The sequence below is a fragment of the Pseudomonas xanthosomatis genome (genome assembly GCF_019139835.1).
Lineage (GTDB): Bacteria > Pseudomonadota > Gammaproteobacteria > Pseudomonadales > Pseudomonadaceae > Aquipseudomonas > Aquipseudomonas fakonensis.
Map to the genome: position 1 here is coordinate 2413991 of NZ_CP077075.1, position 15343 is coordinate 2429333.

The 15343-nt window shown below is 65.6% G+C and carries 15 protein-coding genes; 9 read left to right on the forward strand and 6 right to left on the reverse strand.

Annotated features, from left to right (window positions below; genetic code table 11):
• Positions 1–103: 103 nt before the first annotated feature.
• Entirely contained in the window at positions 104–481 is a 378-nt protein-coding gene (locus KSS93_RS10755; protein WP_217842370.1) for a hypothetical protein, read from the reverse strand.
• A gap of 431 nt (positions 482–912) precedes the next feature.
• Between KSS93_RS10755 and KSS93_RS10760 the strand changes: the two genes are divergently transcribed.
• The 5 genes from KSS93_RS10760 to KSS93_RS10780 all read left to right on the forward strand — a co-directional run bounded on the left by KSS93_RS10760 (position 913) and on the right by KSS93_RS10780 (position 7206).
• Positions 913–2370 (forward strand): serralysin family metalloprotease, encoded by a 1458-nt coding sequence (locus KSS93_RS10760; protein WP_217888263.1) that lies wholly within the window; start codon positions 913–915, stop codon positions 2368–2370.
• Positions 2371–2427: 57 nt separating this feature from the next.
• Positions 2428–2799 carry an AprI/Inh family metalloprotease inhibitor gene (locus tag KSS93_RS10765; protein ID WP_225917327.1) on the forward strand — a complete coding sequence of 124 codons (372 nt, stop codon included), beginning with the start codon at positions 2428–2430 and terminating at the stop codon, positions 2797–2799.
• 43 nt (positions 2800–2842) lie between these two features.
• Positions 2843–4564 (forward strand): type I secretion system permease/ATPase, encoded by a 1722-nt coding sequence (locus tag KSS93_RS10770; RefSeq protein ID WP_217888265.1) that lies wholly within the window; start codon positions 2843–2845, stop codon positions 4562–4564.
• Positions 4561–5853, forward strand: coding sequence for an HlyD family type I secretion periplasmic adaptor subunit (locus tag KSS93_RS10775; protein WP_217888266.1), 1293 nt, complete (start codon positions 4561–4563; stop codon positions 5851–5853). Before KSS93_RS10770 ends, KSS93_RS10775 begins: the two co-directional genes overlap by 4 nt.
• A gap of 72 nt (positions 5854–5925) precedes the next feature.
• Entirely contained in the window at positions 5926–7206 is a 1281-nt protein-coding gene (locus tag KSS93_RS10780) for a TolC family outer membrane protein (RefSeq protein WP_217888707.1), read from the forward strand.
• 161 nt (positions 7207–7367) lie between these two features.
• Here KSS93_RS10780 and KSS93_RS10785 read toward each other — a convergent pair whose 3' ends face one another.
• Positions 7368–8558 carry an MFS transporter gene (locus KSS93_RS10785; protein ID WP_217888267.1) on the reverse strand — a complete coding sequence of 397 codons (1191 nt, stop codon included), beginning with the start codon at positions 8556–8558 and terminating at the stop codon, positions 7368–7370.
• A 107-nt stretch (positions 8559–8665) separates the two neighbouring features.
• Between KSS93_RS10785 and KSS93_RS10790 the strand changes: the two genes are divergently transcribed.
• A complete protein-coding gene (locus tag KSS93_RS10790; protein ID WP_217888268.1) occupies positions 8666–9547 on the forward strand; it encodes a LysR family transcriptional regulator in 882 nt (293 codons plus the stop codon).
• 31 nt (positions 9548–9578) lie between these two features.
• Here the strand turns inward: KSS93_RS10790 and KSS93_RS10795 are convergent, their stop codons facing one another.
• The gene (locus KSS93_RS10795) at positions 9579–10328 is read right to left on the reverse strand and encodes a 3-oxoacyl-ACP reductase family protein (RefSeq protein ID WP_437182114.1); all 750 of its coding nucleotides are present in this window, start codon (positions 10326–10328) and stop codon (positions 9579–9581) included.
• 117 nt (positions 10329–10445) lie between these two features.
• On the opposite strand from KSS93_RS10795, the gene KSS93_RS10800 reads away from it, so the two are divergent.
• Complete coding sequence (locus tag KSS93_RS10800) at positions 10446–11399, forward strand: LysR family transcriptional regulator (protein WP_217888269.1); 954 nt, start codon at positions 10446–10448, stop codon at positions 11397–11399.
• A 297-nt stretch (positions 11400–11696) separates the two neighbouring features.
• Here KSS93_RS10800 and KSS93_RS10805 read toward each other — a convergent pair whose 3' ends face one another.
• Positions 11697–12179: a GreA/GreB family elongation factor gene (locus tag KSS93_RS10805; RefSeq protein ID WP_217888270.1), complete on the reverse strand. Its 483-nt coding sequence runs from the start codon at positions 12177–12179 to the stop codon at positions 11697–11699.
• A 2-nt stretch (positions 12180–12181) separates the two neighbouring features.
• Positions 12182–12580 (reverse strand): hypothetical protein, encoded by a 399-nt coding sequence (locus tag KSS93_RS10810; protein ID WP_217888271.1) that lies wholly within the window; start codon positions 12578–12580, stop codon positions 12182–12184.
• A 128-nt stretch (positions 12581–12708) separates the two neighbouring features.
• On the opposite strand from KSS93_RS10810, the gene earP reads away from it, so the two are divergent.
• Positions 12709–13839, forward strand: a complete 1131-nt coding sequence (gene earP / locus KSS93_RS10815; protein ID WP_217888272.1) for an elongation factor P maturation arginine rhamnosyltransferase EarP — start codon at positions 12709–12711, stop codon at positions 13837–13839.
• Positions 13840–13887: 48 nt separating this feature from the next.
• The gene (efp, locus tag KSS93_RS10820) at positions 13888–14457 is read left to right on the forward strand and encodes an elongation factor P (RefSeq protein WP_013971530.1); all 570 of its coding nucleotides are present in this window, start codon (positions 13888–13890) and stop codon (positions 14455–14457) included.
• A 335-nt stretch (positions 14458–14792) separates the two neighbouring features.
• Here the strand turns inward: efp and KSS93_RS10825 are convergent, their stop codons facing one another.
• Entirely contained in the window at positions 14793–15221 is a 429-nt protein-coding gene (locus KSS93_RS10825) for an organic hydroperoxide resistance protein (protein ID WP_217842381.1), read from the reverse strand.
• Between the last annotated feature and the right edge of the window lie 122 nt (positions 15222–15343).

Below are 15343 nucleotides of genomic sequence, written 5' to 3' on the forward strand. Positions count from 1 at the left end.
GGGCAGGCGGACAAAAAGGGCGCCATGTTAGCAGGCGCGCAAGCACGCGTGCCCGCTAAAAAGCGGGCACTTATGGGGAGTAACGATTAAGCCCGGTGAAAATTCAGGCGGCGACCGGGCGCTGATGCCGGCGCCAGCTGTCGTCAATCTTCGACCAGGTCTTGCCATCGGTGATGGCCATCAGCTTGCGCCCATCCTTGAAGGTGGCAAGGAAGGTGACTTCATCCTCCTTGCCGCCCAGCAACAGCCCGGCCAGCAGCCCCACCGGGCCTGCCACCAGCGCACCGGCCATGCCCCAGCCGATGGCGCTGCCCAGGCTGCGAGTGGACTCGAGGTTGGCAAGCTTCAAGTCGGTGATGCGGGTCAGTGAAATGCGCTCGCCAGGCGAGGGGCTGCGCGGGGTCTTGAGTGTGAGCGCTCCATTGCGATACTCGCCTTCACCTTGCAAGAAATCGCCGGATTGCACCGTGAGTCTTGTCATCGTGTCGTCCTGTCGGGAAAGGGCTTCTTGACCAGCGCCTACTGAGCGCTCCGGCCGTTATCAAGTCAACGGCCAGGCGACGGAGGGTCATGTGGCCGGTTGTCGCGGTAACTATGGAAGCAGACAAGGCAAGGGTTCGAATGAACATTAAAGGGTCGCGTTTTCATAATTAAACTTCGAACTTATGAACATGAAACCCGGCGGTCATTAACGGGACTCATGGTTTTACAAGTGTCTGGTTGTACAAGGGGCTATTCGCAAAGAGTTGCTGTTTTCGAAAATGAACAAATATGCAAAAAATTGCTGGACAGAAAGTTTCTGAATGTGTCAGTTTTTTTGCGCCTCATAAGGGCGAGTGACAGGATGAACTCGCCAGGTGGGAGATTCCTGTCGGACATCAACTGCTTTTTGTACACAAGGAAGTTACCTGCATGTCAAAAGCCACACTCAATGCCGTTGCGCCAACTGCGGCCGCGCTGCAACCCCACGGGCCGAGTGCCACTGCCGGGCTGGTTGAGCGTTTTGCCCACCAGTACGACCGTGGCGGCGCCGATATCAACGGCAAGCCCTCGTTCAGCGTCGACCAGGCGGCGGACTTTCTGCTGCGCGATGGCGCCGCCTGGAAAGACCTGAACAAGGACGGCACCATCAGCCTTACTTACAGCTTCCTCACCCGCGCACCGTCGGACTTCTACAGCCGCGACCTGGGCAGTTTCAGCCAGTTCAGCAGCCTGCAGAAAGACCAGGCCAAGCTCGCCATGCAGTCCTGGGCGGACGTGGCCAAGGTCACCTTCACCGAGTCGGCCAGCGGTGGCGACGGCCACATGACTTTCGGCAACTACAGCGCCAACGACGGCGGCGCGGCGTTCGCCTACCTGCCGTTCGATCAACCCGGCTCGCACAAGGGCGAGTCCTGGTACCTGATCAACAGCGGCTACCAGGTCAACACCAACCCCGGCACCGGCAACTACGGGCGCCAGACCCTCACCCACGAAATCGGCCACGTGCTGGGCCTGTCGCACCCCGGCGACTACAACGCAGGCGAAGGCAACCCCAGCTACCGTGACGCCTCCTACGCTCAGGATTCGCGCGGCTACAGCGTCATGAGCTACTGGAGCGAGAGCAACACCGGGCAGAACTTCATCAAGGGCGGCGGGCAGTACTACGCCTCGGCGCCGCTGATGGATGACATCGCGGCCATCCAGAAGCTCTACGGCGCCAATTACGCGACCCGCTCCGGCGACACCACCTACGGCTTCAACTCTACCGCCGATCGCGACTACTTCTCGGCCACCTCGGCCTCGTCGAAAGTGGTGTTTGCGGTGTGGGACGGTGGCGGCAACGACACCCTGGACTTCTCAGGTTTTACCCAGAACCAGAAGATCAACCTCAACGAGGCGTCGTTCTCGGACGTGGGTGGCATGGTCGGCAACGTGTCCATCGCCAAGGGCGTCACCGTGGAGAACGCCATCGGCGGTTCGGGCAACGACTTGCTGATCGGCAATCAGGTGGCCAACCTGCTCAAGGGCGGTGCCGGCAACGACATCCTCTACGGTGGTGGCGGTGCCGATACCCTGTGGGGCGGTAGTGGTGCCGACACCTTCGTGTTCGGCGCGGTCAGCGACTCGACCCGGGCCGCGCCGGACCGGATCATGGACTTCACCTCGGGTGTGGACAAGATCGACCTGTCGGGCATTGCCGCGTTTGCCGTGGACCACCTGCCGCTGACCTTCGTCAACGCCTTCACCGGCCATGCCGGCGAGGCGGTGCTGAGTTACGACCAGGCGACCAACCTGGGCAGCCTGGCCATCGACTTCACCGGCAACAGCCTCGGTGATTTCCTGGTGACCACCGTTGGCCAGGCCGCAGTCACCGACATCGTGGTCTGATGCGCGGGGGCGGCGCTGCGGCGCTGCCCCTTCTGCCGAAGAGGCCAAGCGATGCGAATGAGCAACCCTTTGATCGCGCTGTGTGCGATCCCCCTGATGTGGATGACCGAGGTAGCCATGGGCAGCAGCCTGTTACTCCCCAACCCCGCGCAACTGGCCGGGCGTTGGCAGCTTTACGCCGAACAGTCGCAGGGCCAGCCCTGCGAGTTGCGCCTGGGCGCCAGCGAAGGCCAGCTAGGCGGTGACCTGGCATGCGCCGAGCACCTGCTCGGGCTGCGCCCCGGCAGCTGGCTGGTAACCCCCGATACCCTCGCCCTGGTGGGTGCTGACGGCAGCAGCGTGGTGCATTTCAGCCGCGAAGGTGCCCAGCGTTATACCTGGGCCGCGCCGGACGGCACGCAACGGGTACTCGAGCGCTTGAACCCATAACCCCGCCTGGAACTTGTAAAGTTCCAGCCAGACAGGGCGAAACATGAAACTTCCGAGCCACAAGCCCGGGGCGCCCTTGTGGGCGGCGCTCGGCCAATATAAATCGACCTTGATCAGCGTGGGCTGTTTTACCGCGCTGATAAACCTGCTGATGCTGGTGCCGTCGATTTATATGCTGCAAGTGTACGACCGTGTACTGAGTTCACAGAACACCACAACTTTATGGGTGCTGACGCTTATGGTCGTCGGCTTCTTCGTTTATATCGGCGCGCTGGAAGCGGTGCGCAGTTTCATCGTTATCCGGGTGGGCAACCAGTTGGAAAAAAGTTTCAACCTGAATGTTTACCGCGCCGCCTTCGAACGCAACTTGCGCCAGCGTGACGGGGCCGCCGGGCAGGCCCTGGGTGACCTTGCCCAGCTGCGCCAGTTCGTCACCGGCCCTGCACTGTTCGCGTTCTTCGACGCGCCGTGGTTCCCGCTGTACCTGGCGGTGATCTTCGTCTTCAACGTCTGGCTGGGGGTGATGGCCTGCGTCGGCGCCGCGCTGCTGATTGGCCTTGCGCTGCTCAACGAGCGCCTGACCCACGCCACCCTGGCCGAGGCCAGCCACTACCAGCTGCAATCGACGCAACTGGCCGGCAGCCAGCTGCAAAGCGCCGAGAGCATACAGGCCATGGGCATGCTAGGAGCCCTGCGCCAGCGCTGGTTCGCCCTGCATGTGCGCTTTCTCGACCTGCAAAACCGCGCCAGCGACACCTCGGCGGTGGTCACCGCCATCAGCAAGGGCCTGCGCCTGTGCCTGCAATCGCTGGTGCTGGGGCTGGGTGCGTTGTTGGTGATCGAGGGGCAGATGACCCCGGGCATGATGATCGCAGGCTCCATCCTCATGGGCCGGGTGCTCAGCCCCATCGACCAACTGATTGCGGTGTGGAAGCAGTGGAGCGCCGCGCAGCTGGCCTACCAGCGCCTGGACGGCCTGCTGCGCGAACACCCCGAGCCCGCGGTGCCGATGCCGTTGCCGGCACCCACCGGGCAACTGGCCGTCGAACAGGTTAGCGCCGGCCCGCCCGGGCGCACCCTTGCGACCTTGCAGCAGGTCAGTTTCAACCTGGCCCCGGGCGAGTTGCTGGGGGTGCTGGGCGCCTCGGGCTCGGGCAAGTCGACCCTGGCCAAGGTGCTGGTGGGCGTATGGCCGACCTTGGCCGGGCAGGTGCGCCTGGACGGCGCCGAGCTCAGTCAGTGGGACCGCGAGGCCCTGGGCCCGCACATCGGCTATTTGCCGCAGAACATCGAGCTGCTGCGTGGCAGCATCGCCGAGAACATCGCCCGCTTCGGCGAGCTGGACGGCCACAAGGTGGTCGAGGCGGCGCGCCTGGCCGGGGTGCACGAACTGATTTTGCGCCTGCCGCAGGGCTACGACACGCGCCTGGGCGAGGCGGGCGCTGACCTTTCCGGCGGCCAGAAACAGCGCATCGCCCTGGCCCGGGCCCTGTATGGCAGCCCCTGCCTGGTGGTTCTGGACGAACCCAACTCCAACCTCGACAGCCTCGGCGAGGCGGCCTTGGCCAATGCCCTGCAACAGCTCAAGGCCCTGGGCCGCAGCGTGGTGCTGGTGACCCACCGCAGCGCCGCGCTGGGCCAGGCCGACAAGCTGCTGGTGCTCAACGAAGGCCGCTTGCAGGGCTTTGGCCCGGCCCGTGACATTCTCCACGCCCTGGGCCAGGGCCCGGCGCAACGCCCACTGCAGGCCGGGGGTGGCGCATGAGCCGGCATGAGCGCGACGCGCGCTTTCATGTGCGCCTGGGCTGGTGGCTGACCCTGGCAGGCTTCGGTGGCTTCATGGCCTGGGCCAGCCTGGCGCCGCTCGACCAGGGGGTGCCGGTGCAGGGCACGGTGGTGGTGTCGGGCAAGCGCAAGGCGGTGCAGTCGATGGCGCCTGGGGTGGTCAGCCGGATCCTGGTCAGCGAGGGCCAGCAGGTGCACCAGGGCGAGGCGCTGTTCCGCCTCGACCGCACCCGGGTACAGGCCGATGTCGCTGCCTTGCAGGCCCAGTACCGCACCACCCGCGCCAGCCTGGCGCGCTGGCAGGCCGAGCGCGACAACCGGGCGCAGTTGGCGTTTGCCGCCGAGCTGCTGGGCGATGACGACCCGCAGCTGGGGCTGATTGTCGAGGGCCAGCGCCAACTGTTCGACAGCCGCCGCCAGGCCCAGGCCCGCGAGCAGGGCGCGCTGGCCGCCAGCATCGACGGCTCCCAGGCCCAGCTGGCCGGCATGCGCCGGGCGCGCGGCGACCTGCAGGCGCAGGCCGACTCGCTGCGCGAACAACTGGACAACCTGCGCCCACTGGCCGGCGACGGCTATATTCCGCGCAACCGCGTGCTGGAGTACCAGCGCCAGCTGTCACAGGTGCAGCGCGACCTGGCACAGAACGCTGGCGAAAGCGCGCGGCTGGAGCAGGTGATCGTCGAGGCCCGGCTCAACCTGCAGCAGCGCCGCGACGAATACCAAAAAGAGGTGCGCACGCAACTGGCGGAGGTTCAGGTCAAAGCCGCAACGCTTGAGCAGCAGCTCAACTCGGCGCGCTTCGAGCTGCAGCACAGTGACATCGTCGCCCCCGCCGACGGCATTGCCGTCAACCTCGGGGTGCATACCGAAGGCGCCGTGGTGCGGGCCGGCGACACCCTGCTGGAAATCGTCCCGCAAGGCACGGCGCTGGAGGTGGAAGGGCGCCTGCCGGTCAACCTGGTGGACAAGGTGGCAGTGCAGATGCCGGTGGACATCCTGTTCACCGCGTTCAACCAGAACCGCACGCCGAGGGTCAGTGGCGAGGTAGCGCTGGTGTCGGCCGACCAGTTGCTCGACGAGCGCACCGGCCAGCCTTACTACGTGCTGCGCAGCACGGTCAGCGAAGCGGCGCTGGCGCGCCTGAACGGCCTGGTGATTCGCCCGGGCATGCCGGCCGAGCTGTTCGTGCGTACCGGCGAGCGCTCACTGCTCACTTACCTGTTCAAGCCCCTGCTCGACCGCGCAGGGTCCGCGTTGACCGAACAATAAGGACCGCCCGTGAAGACCTTTGCATTTGCCAGCCTGCTGGCCGCCTGTGCCTGCTGGCCGGCGCAGGCGGCCATGGGCCCGTTCCAGGTGTATGAACAGGCGCTGCGCCGCGACCCGGTCTACCTGGCTGCCTTCGAGCAGCGCGAGGCCGGCCAGGAGTACCGCGCCATCGGCCGAGCCGGGCTGCTGCCGAGCCTTTCGTACAACTACAACAAGGGGCGCAACGACTCCCAGGTGCGCTACCTGGGGGATTCGCGGCGCCAGCAGGAGGACCGCACCTACAGCAGCATGGGCTCGTCGTTTACCCTGCAGCAGCCGTTGTTCGATTACCAGGCCTACGCCGCCTATCGCAAGGGCGTGGCCCAGGCGCTGTACGCCGACGAGAGTTTTCGCGACCAGAGCCAGCAGTTGCTGGTGCGGGTGATGACGAGTTACACCCAGGCGCTGTTCGCCCAGGACCAGATCGCCATCAGCGTGGCCAGCAAGCAGGCGTACCGGCAGCAGTTCCAGCAAAACCGGCGCCTGTTCGCTGCCGGCGAGGGCACCCGTACCGACATCCTCGAGGCCCAGGCGCGCTTCGAGCTGGCCGATGCCGAGGAAATCCAGGCGCGTAACGACCAGGATGCCGCGTTGCGCGAGCTGGGGGCGTTGATTGGTGAACCGGCAGTCAGGGCCGAAGACCTGGCGCCGCTGGACAGCGCATTCGCCCTGCCGCAGGTCGAGCCCCAGGGCTACGAAGCCTGGCAGGCGCGGGCACTGGCCGAAAACCCGCAACTGGCGTCATCGCGCCAGGCGGTGGAGGTGGCGCGCCAGGAGGTTGAGCGCAACCGCGCCGGGCATCTGCCCAAGGTTACCGCCTATGCCAGCTCGCGGCGCCAGCAGTCGGACAGCGGCAACACCTACAACCAGCGCTACGACACCAACACCGTGGGTATAGAGGTGAGCCTGCCGCTGTTTGCCGGTGGCGGCGTGTCGGCCTCTACGCGCCAGGCCAGCCGGCACATGCAGCAGGCCGAGTACGAGCTGGACGGCGCCACCCGCAGCACCCTGATCGAGCTGCGCAGGCAGTACAACGCCTGCCAGTCCGGCGCCAGCCGCTTGCGCGCCTACGAGCGGGCGCGGGTGGCGGCCGAGGCGCTGGTGGTGTCGACACGCAAGAGCGTGCAGGGCGGCGAGCGGGTCAACCTCGATGTGCTCAACGCCGAGCAGCAGCTGGCCACCACCCGCCGCGACCTGGCCCAGGCGCGTTACGACTACCTGCTGGCGTGGATCAAGCTGCATTACCAGGCGGGGGTGTTGAGCGATGTGCAACTGGCGCGGGTGGATGAAGCCTTTGTCAGTGCCAGGCATTGATTCACCGCCCCCTGTAGGAGCCGGCTTGCCGGCGATAGGGCCCACCCAGGCGTTCGCCGGCAAGCCGGCTCCTACAGGTACAGCGCCGGATTCGGATTTTGCACGACCCTGTGGGAGCGGGCTTGCCCGCGAATGTCATGACGCGGTGGAAGGGGCAGGTGTCAGGCCACCGCCGCTTCCAGCTTCACCCGCTTGCGCTCGGCCAGCGCCCACACCAGCAAGGCCAGTGCGCCGATCACCAGGCCCGTGACGACGATGCCGTTCCAGCCGTACACCTCGAACAGTTGCGTGCCCAGCAGCGACCCCAGCGCGCCACCGATGAAATAGCAGGTGATATAGCCGGCATTGAGCCGGGTGCGCGCCTCGGGGCGCAGCACGATCACCGCGTTCTGGTTGCTCACGTGCACCAGTTGCACCGCCAGGTCCAGCAGCAGTACGCCCAGCAGCAAGGCTGCCAGCGAGCTCTGGGCAAAGCCCAGCGGCACCCACGACAGCAGCAGCGCAGTCAGGCCCACGGTGGTGCCCAGTGCACCCTTGCCGCGGTCGGCCAGGCGCCCGGCCCAGTTGGCGGCCAGCGCCCCCGCTGCACCGGCCAGGCCGAACAGGCCGATCACCGCGTCCGAATAGTGGTACGGCGCATTGCTCAGCAAAAACGCCAGCGGCGTCCAGAACAGCGCGAACAGGCTGAACGACAGCAGCCCCAGCAGCGAGCGCAGGCGCAGTACCGGCTCTTCGGCGAACAGGCGGAACACCGAGCCGATCAGCGCCGGGTACTTGAGCCCCGCATGGCTGTGGTGCTGCGGCAGGCTGCGGTACAGGGCCACGGCGGTGATCGCCATCAGCACGGCGGCCAGCACATAGATGCTGCGCCAGCCGCCCAGCTCGGCCATGAAGCCTGCGGCGGTACGGGCCAGCAGAATACCCAGCAGCAGGCCGCTCATCAGCGTACCCACGGCGCGGCCGCGCTGGTCGGGGGCGCTCAAGGCAGCGGCCATGGGCACGAGAATCTGCGCCACCACCGAGAACAGCCCGGTCAGCGCGGTACCGACGATCAGCCACGGCAGATTGGGCGCGCAGGCGCTGATCACCAGGCCTGCGGTCGAGATCAGCACCATGGTCACGATCAACCGGCGCTGCTCGAACAAGTCTCCCAGTGGCGCCAGCAACAGCAGGCCGGCGCCATAGCTGAGCTGCGCGGCGATGACGATGCTGCCGGCACTGGCGGTGCTCAGGCCGAACTGCTCGGCGATGCTGTGCAGCAGGGGTTGTGCGTAGTAGTTGCTGGCCACCGCCAGGCCGGTGGCGGTGGCCATCAGCAGGATCAGGGCGCGACTGAGTGTCGGGGTGTGCATGGGAGTTCTCGTGGCAGGCAATGTGGAATGCGGACAAGTATCAGGAAGTGTCTGGCATGACGCCAATGTATAGTTTTCAACTTGTCCATCTTGAAAACAGATAGATCATGAACCTCAAGCAACTGGAATACGCCCTGGCGGTGGCCGACAGCGGCAGTTTCACCCGCGCCGCCGAGCGCTGCCATGTGGTGCAGTCGGCGCTCAGCCACCAGGTGGCGCGCCTGGAGGCGCAACTGGGGGTGAGCCTGTTCGAGCGCACCTCGCGGCGGGTGCGCCTGACCCCGGCCGGCGAAGCCTTCGTGCAGAGCGCGCGGCCGGCGGTGGAGGCAGCGCGGCGTATCGCCGACGATGTGGCCGCCGCCTGCGGGCAGGTGCGCGGGCGCCTGTCGATCGGTGAAATCAGCTCGTTGACCGCGCTGGACCTGGTGGACGTACTGGAGGTTTTCCACAGCCGTCACCCGGGTGTGGACGTGCGCTGGCTGACGGCGAAGAGCGAACTGCTGGTGGCCGATGTGATCGAGCGGCGCCTGGATGTGGGCTTTATCGGCCTGTGGCAGGGCGAAGTGCTGCAGGGCGTACAGCACCGCCTGCTGGCGCGGGAGGAACTGGTGGCGGTGTTGCCGGTCGGGCACCGGCTGGCGGGCAACACGCAGTTGGCACTGGCGGAGCTTGCCGGCGAGGTGCTGGTCGACTTCCCCGAGGGCACGGGTGCGCGGCGCCAGACCGACGAGGCGTTTCAGGCTGCGGGGCTGGTGCGCCGGGTGCAGTTCGAGATCGGGCATATTCGCCTGGTGGAAAAGTTCGTGCAGCGCGGCATGGCCGTGGGGCTGGTGCCCGAACGCATCGCCCGGGGCTTTCAGGGGGTGGCTACAGTGGCGCTGGCGGGTGCGCCGGTGCGCCACCTGTATGCCGTCTGGTCACCCAGCCCGACACCGGCGGCGCGGGCGTTTCTGGAGGTGATGGAGCAAAGTCTGTCTACCACAGGGTAATGCGCTCCTACAGAGGGGGTAGGCCCTTGGATCAGGCCGAGAACCCGCCATCGGCCAGCAGGCTGGCACCGGTGATGTAGCCGGCTTCCGGGCCAGCCAGGTAGGCCACAAAGCTGGCGATCTCTTCTGCTTGCCCATAACGCCCGATCGCCATCAGCGGAATCAGGCTCTCGGCGAACTCGCCGCTGGCCGGGTTCATGTCGGTGTCCACCGGGCCAGGCTGCACGTTGTTCACGGTGATGCCCTGCGGCCCCAGGTCGCGGGCCATGCCTTTGGTCAGGCCGACCAGCGCCGACTTGCTCATGGCGTAGGGCGCGCCGCCGGCAAACGGCATGCGCTCGGCGTTGGTGCTGCCGATGTTGATGATGCGCCCGCCCTGGCCCATGTAGCGGGCAGCCGCCTGGCTGGCAACGAACACGCTGCGTACGTTGATGGCCAGGGTGCGGTCGAAGTCGGCCAGGTCGAACTCGGTGATCGGCGCCACCGCCAGCACGCCGGCGTTGTTGACCAGGATATCGATGCGGCCGAAGGCTTTTGCCGCATCGTCCACCGCCAGTTGCAGCGCCGCGGCGTCTGCGCTGTCGGCGCGCAGGGCCAGGGCCTGGCCGCCGGCGGCCTTGATCTCCTCGGCCAGCGCTTGGGCGGGGCCTGCGGAGCTGACGTAGGTGAAGGCAACCTGAGCACCTTCTTTGGCCAGCCTGCGGACGATGGCGGCGCCGATACCACGCGAGCCGCCTTGGACGAAGGCCACTTTGCCTTCGAGGGTAAGTTGCTGGGACATGCTGATCTCCTGCTGGAAGCAAGGCCGGATGCCTTGGATGGACGCAGTATCGACCGATGATTACCTGCTGATAAGATGGCAATCGCTATTAGCAGACTAAACCTTTGGTTGGGAATCATGGCCACGGAATCGTTCAATGCCCTCGAGTGCTTCATTCGCAGCGCCGAGGTGGGCAGTTTTGCCGAGGCGGCCCGCCGCCTGAGCATCACCCCGGCGGCGGTGGGCAAGCACGTTGCCCAGCTGGAAGCGCGCCTTGGGGTGCGGCTGTTCCAGCGTAGTACGCGCAAGCTGACCCTGACCGAAGCCGGGCTGCGTTTTCTCGGTGAGGTCAGCGACAGCTTTCGCACCATCCAGTACGCCGTGGCCAACCTGGCCAGTGCCGAAGGCCAGCCGGCCGGCTTGCTGCGGGTAAGCATGGGCACGGTGTTCGGGCGCTTGTATGTGCTGCCGTTGCTGGGCGAATTTTTGCGCAGGTTCCCGGCCATCACCCCGGACTGGCACTTCGACAACCGCCAGGTGGACCTGATCGGCCAGGGTTTCGATGCCGCCATTGGCGGCGGTTTCGACCTGCCACCCGGGGTGGTGGCGCGCAAGCTGACCCCGGCGCACCGGGTGCTGGTGGCTTCACCGGCTTACCTGCAGCGCTGCGGGGCTGTGCAAGACCCGCAGAGCCTGCAGCGGCACGACGGCATCCTGATCCGTTCGCCGCAGACCGGCCGGGTGCGCTCGTGGCCCTTGACCAGCCGCTGGCAGGAACAATGCCCGCTGCAACTGCGCCAAGCGATGACCATGAGCGATTCCGACGCCGCGTGCGCTGTGGCCGAGCAGGGCCTGGGCATCGCCCTGGTGAGCCTGCCGTTCGCCGTGCCGTACCTGGCGGCCGGGCGCTTGCAGCGGGTGTTGCCGGACTGGTACGTGGACGATGGGCATATCAGCCTGTACTACGCCGGGCACAAGCTGCTGCCGGGCAAGACCCGGGCGTTCATCGATTTCTTGGTTGAGCAGTTTGCCGTGCAGGGTTTGGCCGATACATTCAATGCCCTGCAGGAACCTGCCGGCAATCTCCAGTAGGAGATCACCCAGCCCTTTCGGGCTGCGCTGTCGCGCAAAGAACAGAATTCGCAAGCGCGCCACATACCCTGTGGGAGCGGGCTTGCCCGCGAACACCGGCGAAGCCGGTGCCAGACACCGCGTCGCCTGCTTCGCGGGCAAGCCCGCTCCCACAGGTCCTTGCTAAATCAATGAGTTGTGTGCAGTTCTGTGAGAGATGGCTTGCCGGCGATAGGGCCATCAGCTTTGCCACACGGCCTGAACCTGGGTTGGCAGGCCCGGCCTCATCGCCGGCAAGCCGGCTTACAAGGGCGCTTGTCAGGTTACATCGATGATGTACTGAACCTGCGCCACCCCGTTGACCACCAGGCTCACCTCGTCATCCAGCTTCTTGCCCATCAGTTGCTGCCCCAGCGGCGCGCGCGGGGTGATCACGGTCACCAGTGCGTCGCCTTCGCCAATCTTCAGCCCGGCGCCCTCGGGCCCGATGAACACCCGGCGCTGCTGCCCGTCTTCATCCTCCAGCGTCACCAGGCAACCGACCTGAATACCCCGCGCCGGGTCGTAGTCACGCAGCACCAGTTGCTGGTAGGTCAACAGCGCCTGGCGAATCTCGGCGGTACGCCGGGCCTGGCCGGTGGCCAGGTACGACGCCTCGAGCCCGAGGGTGTCGTACTTGTTCTCGGCGATGTTCTCTTCGGCGGTGGCGGTTTCGTAGGCGGTCTGGGCGGCGCGGCGCAGCACCTCGACGTCGTGCTCGAGGGTGGCCAGGATGCGTTGCAGCAGGGCAGGCTTGTCCATGGTCAGTAGCAGAACTCCAGCACGTTGGCCTGGCTCTTGTCGGTGGGTGCGGTGCGATTCTGCTGCAGCCAGAACTGGCACTTGGGGTTGTTCAGGTTGCGCGGGTTGCCTTGCGCTGCGTCGTCGGCCTGCTGTTCCTGCTGTTGCTGCAAAATGTCCTTGTAGCGCTCGAACATCTGCGCCTGGGCGTCCTGCGGCTGGGCCGGCGCCGCTGCTGGCGCGGGCTGCACAATCGCCGGGGCGACGGCCTGGGCCACCGGCTGTACCTGCTCTGGCCACAGGCGCAGGGCCAGCCACAGGCTGACGGCGATGGCCACGGCGCCCAGCCACAGGCCCAAGGCGATGCACAGGGTCAGTTGCACGGGCTTGAGGCGGATGTTCAGTTCGCGGCGGCGGGGCATGGCGGCCTCCTGGCAGGGGCGGTACGGTGGCGGCATTGTCGCATGGCGTGGCAGGTTTTTTCAGCGTCGCGCTTTAAAGCGGCGGCAATTGTGCGCAAAATCCGCGCTCGTTTTTTGCAGGTACCGTGATGAAAGCCACCTGGGACATCTTCTGCACCGTCGTCGACAACTATGGCGACATTGGCGTGACCTGGCGCCTGGCCCGCCAGTTGGCGGCCGAGCATGGCCTGGCGGTGCGCCTGTGGGTGGATGACCTGCAGCCGTTCGTGCGCCTGTGCCCTGCGGCTGACAGCAGCGCCGAGCAGCAATGGCAGCAGGGTGTGCTGGTGCGCCGCTGGCCGGCCCGCTGGACGGGCGAGACGCCTGGCCAGGTGGTGATCGGCGCCTTTGCCTGCCAGTTGCCCGACGGGCTGGCCGAGGCCATGGCCGCCCAGCCCAGGGCGCCGCTTTGGCTGAACCTCGATTACCTGAGCGCCGAAGACTGGGTCGAGGGCTGCCACGGGCTGCCGTCGCCGCAGGCCAACGGGTTGCGCAAGATGTTCTTCTTCCCGGGGTTCAGCGAAAACACCGGCGGGCTGCTGCGCGAAGCCTCACTGCTGGCGCGCCGCGAGGCGTTCGGGGCCGACGCGCGCACGGCCTTTTTACGCGGGCTGGGCGTCGAGGTGCAGCCTGATGCGCGGTTGATCTCGCTGTTTGCCTACGAAAACCCGCAACTGGGCAACTGGCTCGATGTACTGGCCGCCGATGACAGCAACGCCACCCATCTGCTGGTGCCCCACGGGCGCATTCTTGGCGACCTTGGCCAATGGCTGGGGGAGGGCGAGCTGGCGGTGGGCGCGCTGCATCGGCGCGGCGCGCTGACCGTGCAGGTGCTGCCGTTCGTCAGCCAGGACGACTACGACCGCCTGCTGTGGAGCTGCGATTTCAACGCCGTGCGCGGTGAAGACTCGTTCGTGCGCGCGCAATGGGCCGGGGCGCCGATGCTGTGGCACATCTACGTGCAGCAAGAGAACGCCCACTGGGAAAAGCTCGACGCGTTCCTGGCGCTTTATCGCCAGGGGTTGTCGGACGCTGCCGGGCAAGCGCTGGTGGAGCTGTGGCGTGCCTGGAACATGGACCAAGCGATGGGCCAGGCCTGGCAAAACCTGCAAGCGCACTGGCCGGAACTGCGCCAGCACGCCCGTCAATGGTGCGCTGCGCAGGCCGCTCGGCCGGACCTTGCCACGAGGCTGGTACAGTTTTATCGAAATTCGCTATGATACGCGGCCTCGATTTTTATAAATCCATCCAGATTCGGATACTTCGTAATGAAAACTGGTAAAGAACTGAAACCCGGTACCGTACTGCGTATCGACAACGACCCGTGGCTGGTACAGAAAGCTGAGTTCACCAAGTCGGGCCGTAACAGCGCGATCATGAAGACCAAGCTGAAGAACCTGCTGACCGGTTACAAGACCGAAACCGTATACGGTGCAGACGACAAGCTGGACGACGTGATCCTGGATCGCAAAGAAGCGACCCTGTCGTTCATCAACGGTGACGAGTACACCTTCATGGACACCACCGACTACACCATGTACGAACTGAACGCCGAGGACATCGAAGCCGTTCTGCCGTACATCGAAGAAGGCATGGAAGACGTCTGCGAAGCCGTGTTCTTCGAAGGCCGCCTGGTATCGGTAGAACTGCCGACCACCATCAGCCGTCAGGTTGTCTACACCGAGAACGCCGCCCGTGGCGACACCTCCGGCAAGGTCATGAAGCCTGCCAAGCTGAAGAACGGTACCGAAATCTCGGTTGCCGACTTCATCCAGATCGACGAGTGGATCGACATCGACACTCGCGACAACAGCTTCAAGGGCCGCTCCAAGAAGTAATTCTTCTTGCTTGCGAGCACCAAAAACCCGGCCTTGGCCGGGTTTTTTTGTGCCTGTTAAACCCTGTCGGTTTCACCGCTTCTGCAGGAGACCACACAGCCCTCTAGGGCTGCGCTGTCGCGCAGAGAACAGGTCTTGCAGATGCGCCACGCCCCCCTGTGGGAAGCGGCCTCGTGTCGCGATGGGCTGCGCAGCAGCCCCGGCAGTTTTGCATGAGGCCGAGGCCTTGGGGCCGCTTCGCGCCCCATCTCGACCGGACGGCGCCCCGGCAAGGCCGCTTCCCACGGGAACCGTGTTAAATCAATGAGTTGTAGTTTGTTCCATGAGAGCCGGCTTTACACGCTCACGTGCAGGCGTACATCCACATTGCCGCGGGTGGCGTTGGAGTACGGGCAGACCTTGTGCGCCTTCTCCACCAGTGCCTCGGCATCGGCCTGGGCCAGGCCCGGCAGGTTGATGTTGAGGTCGATATCCAGGCCGAAACCGCCCGGGATCTGGCCGATACCCACCTTGGCGGTGATCGACGCATCGGCCGGCAGGGCCTTTTTCTCCTGGCCGGCGACGAACTTCAGGGCGCCGATGAAGCAGGCCGAGTAGCCGGCGGCGAACATCTGCTCAGGGTTGGTGCCGTCACCGCCGGCGCCGCCGAGCTCTTTCGGGGTGCTCAGCTTGACTTCCAGCTTGCCGTCGCTGGAGCGGGATTTGCCGTCGCGACCGCCGGTGGAGGTGGCTTCTGCGATGTACAGCGGAGTGACCTTTTGCATCTTGAGCCTCACGTGTGTGCTGTGCGCCGGTGGCGCTGGGTGGGTGTGGATCTAAATTAGCGCGCAATTAGTTTGCGCGCAAGATAAATATTTGGCCATGACGCCAAACGGCCAGATCACAG

Coding starts and splice junctions, on each gene's coding strand:
- KSS93_RS10755 (WP_217842370.1), bottom strand. CDS start 481: ATGACAAGACTCACGGTGCAATCCGGCGATTTCTTGCAAGGTGAAGGC.
- KSS93_RS10760 (WP_217888263.1), top strand. CDS start 913: ATGTCAAAAGCCACACTCAATGCCGTTGCGCCAACTGCGGCCGCGCTG.
- KSS93_RS10765 (WP_225917327.1), top strand. CDS start 2,428: ATGAGCAACCCTTTGATCGCGCTGTGTGCGATCCCCCTGATGTGGATG.
- KSS93_RS10770 (WP_217888265.1), top strand. CDS start 2,843: ATGAAACTTCCGAGCCACAAGCCCGGGGCGCCCTTGTGGGCGGCGCTC.
- KSS93_RS10775 (WP_217888266.1), top strand. CDS start 4,561: ATGAGCCGGCATGAGCGCGACGCGCGCTTTCATGTGCGCCTGGGCTGG.
- KSS93_RS10780 (WP_217888707.1), top strand. CDS start 5,926: ATGGGCCCGTTCCAGGTGTATGAACAGGCGCTGCGCCGCGACCCGGTC.
- KSS93_RS10785 (WP_217888267.1), bottom strand. CDS start 8,558: ATGCACACCCCGACACTCAGTCGCGCCCTGATCCTGCTGATGGCCACC.
- KSS93_RS10790 (WP_217888268.1), top strand. CDS start 8,666: ATGAACCTCAAGCAACTGGAATACGCCCTGGCGGTGGCCGACAGCGGC.
- KSS93_RS10795 (WP_437182114.1), bottom strand. CDS start 10,328: ATGTCCCAGCAACTTACCCTCGAAGGCAAAGTGGCCTTCGTCCAAGGC.
- KSS93_RS10800 (WP_217888269.1), top strand. CDS start 10,446: ATGGCCACGGAATCGTTCAATGCCCTCGAGTGCTTCATTCGCAGCGCC.
- KSS93_RS10805 (WP_217888270.1), bottom strand. CDS start 12,179: ATGGACAAGCCTGCCCTGCTGCAACGCATCCTGGCCACCCTCGAGCAC.
- KSS93_RS10810 (WP_217888271.1), bottom strand. CDS start 12,580: ATGCCCCGCCGCCGCGAACTGAACATCCGCCTCAAGCCCGTGCAACTG.
- earP (WP_217888272.1), top strand. CDS start 12,709: ATGAAAGCCACCTGGGACATCTTCTGCACCGTCGTCGACAACTATGGC.
- efp (WP_013971530.1), top strand. CDS start 13,888: ATGAAAACTGGTAAAGAACTGAAACCCGGTACCGTACTGCGTATCGAC.
- KSS93_RS10825 (WP_217842381.1), bottom strand. CDS start 15,221: ATGCAAAAGGTCACTCCGCTGTACATCGCAGAAGCCACCTCCACCGGC.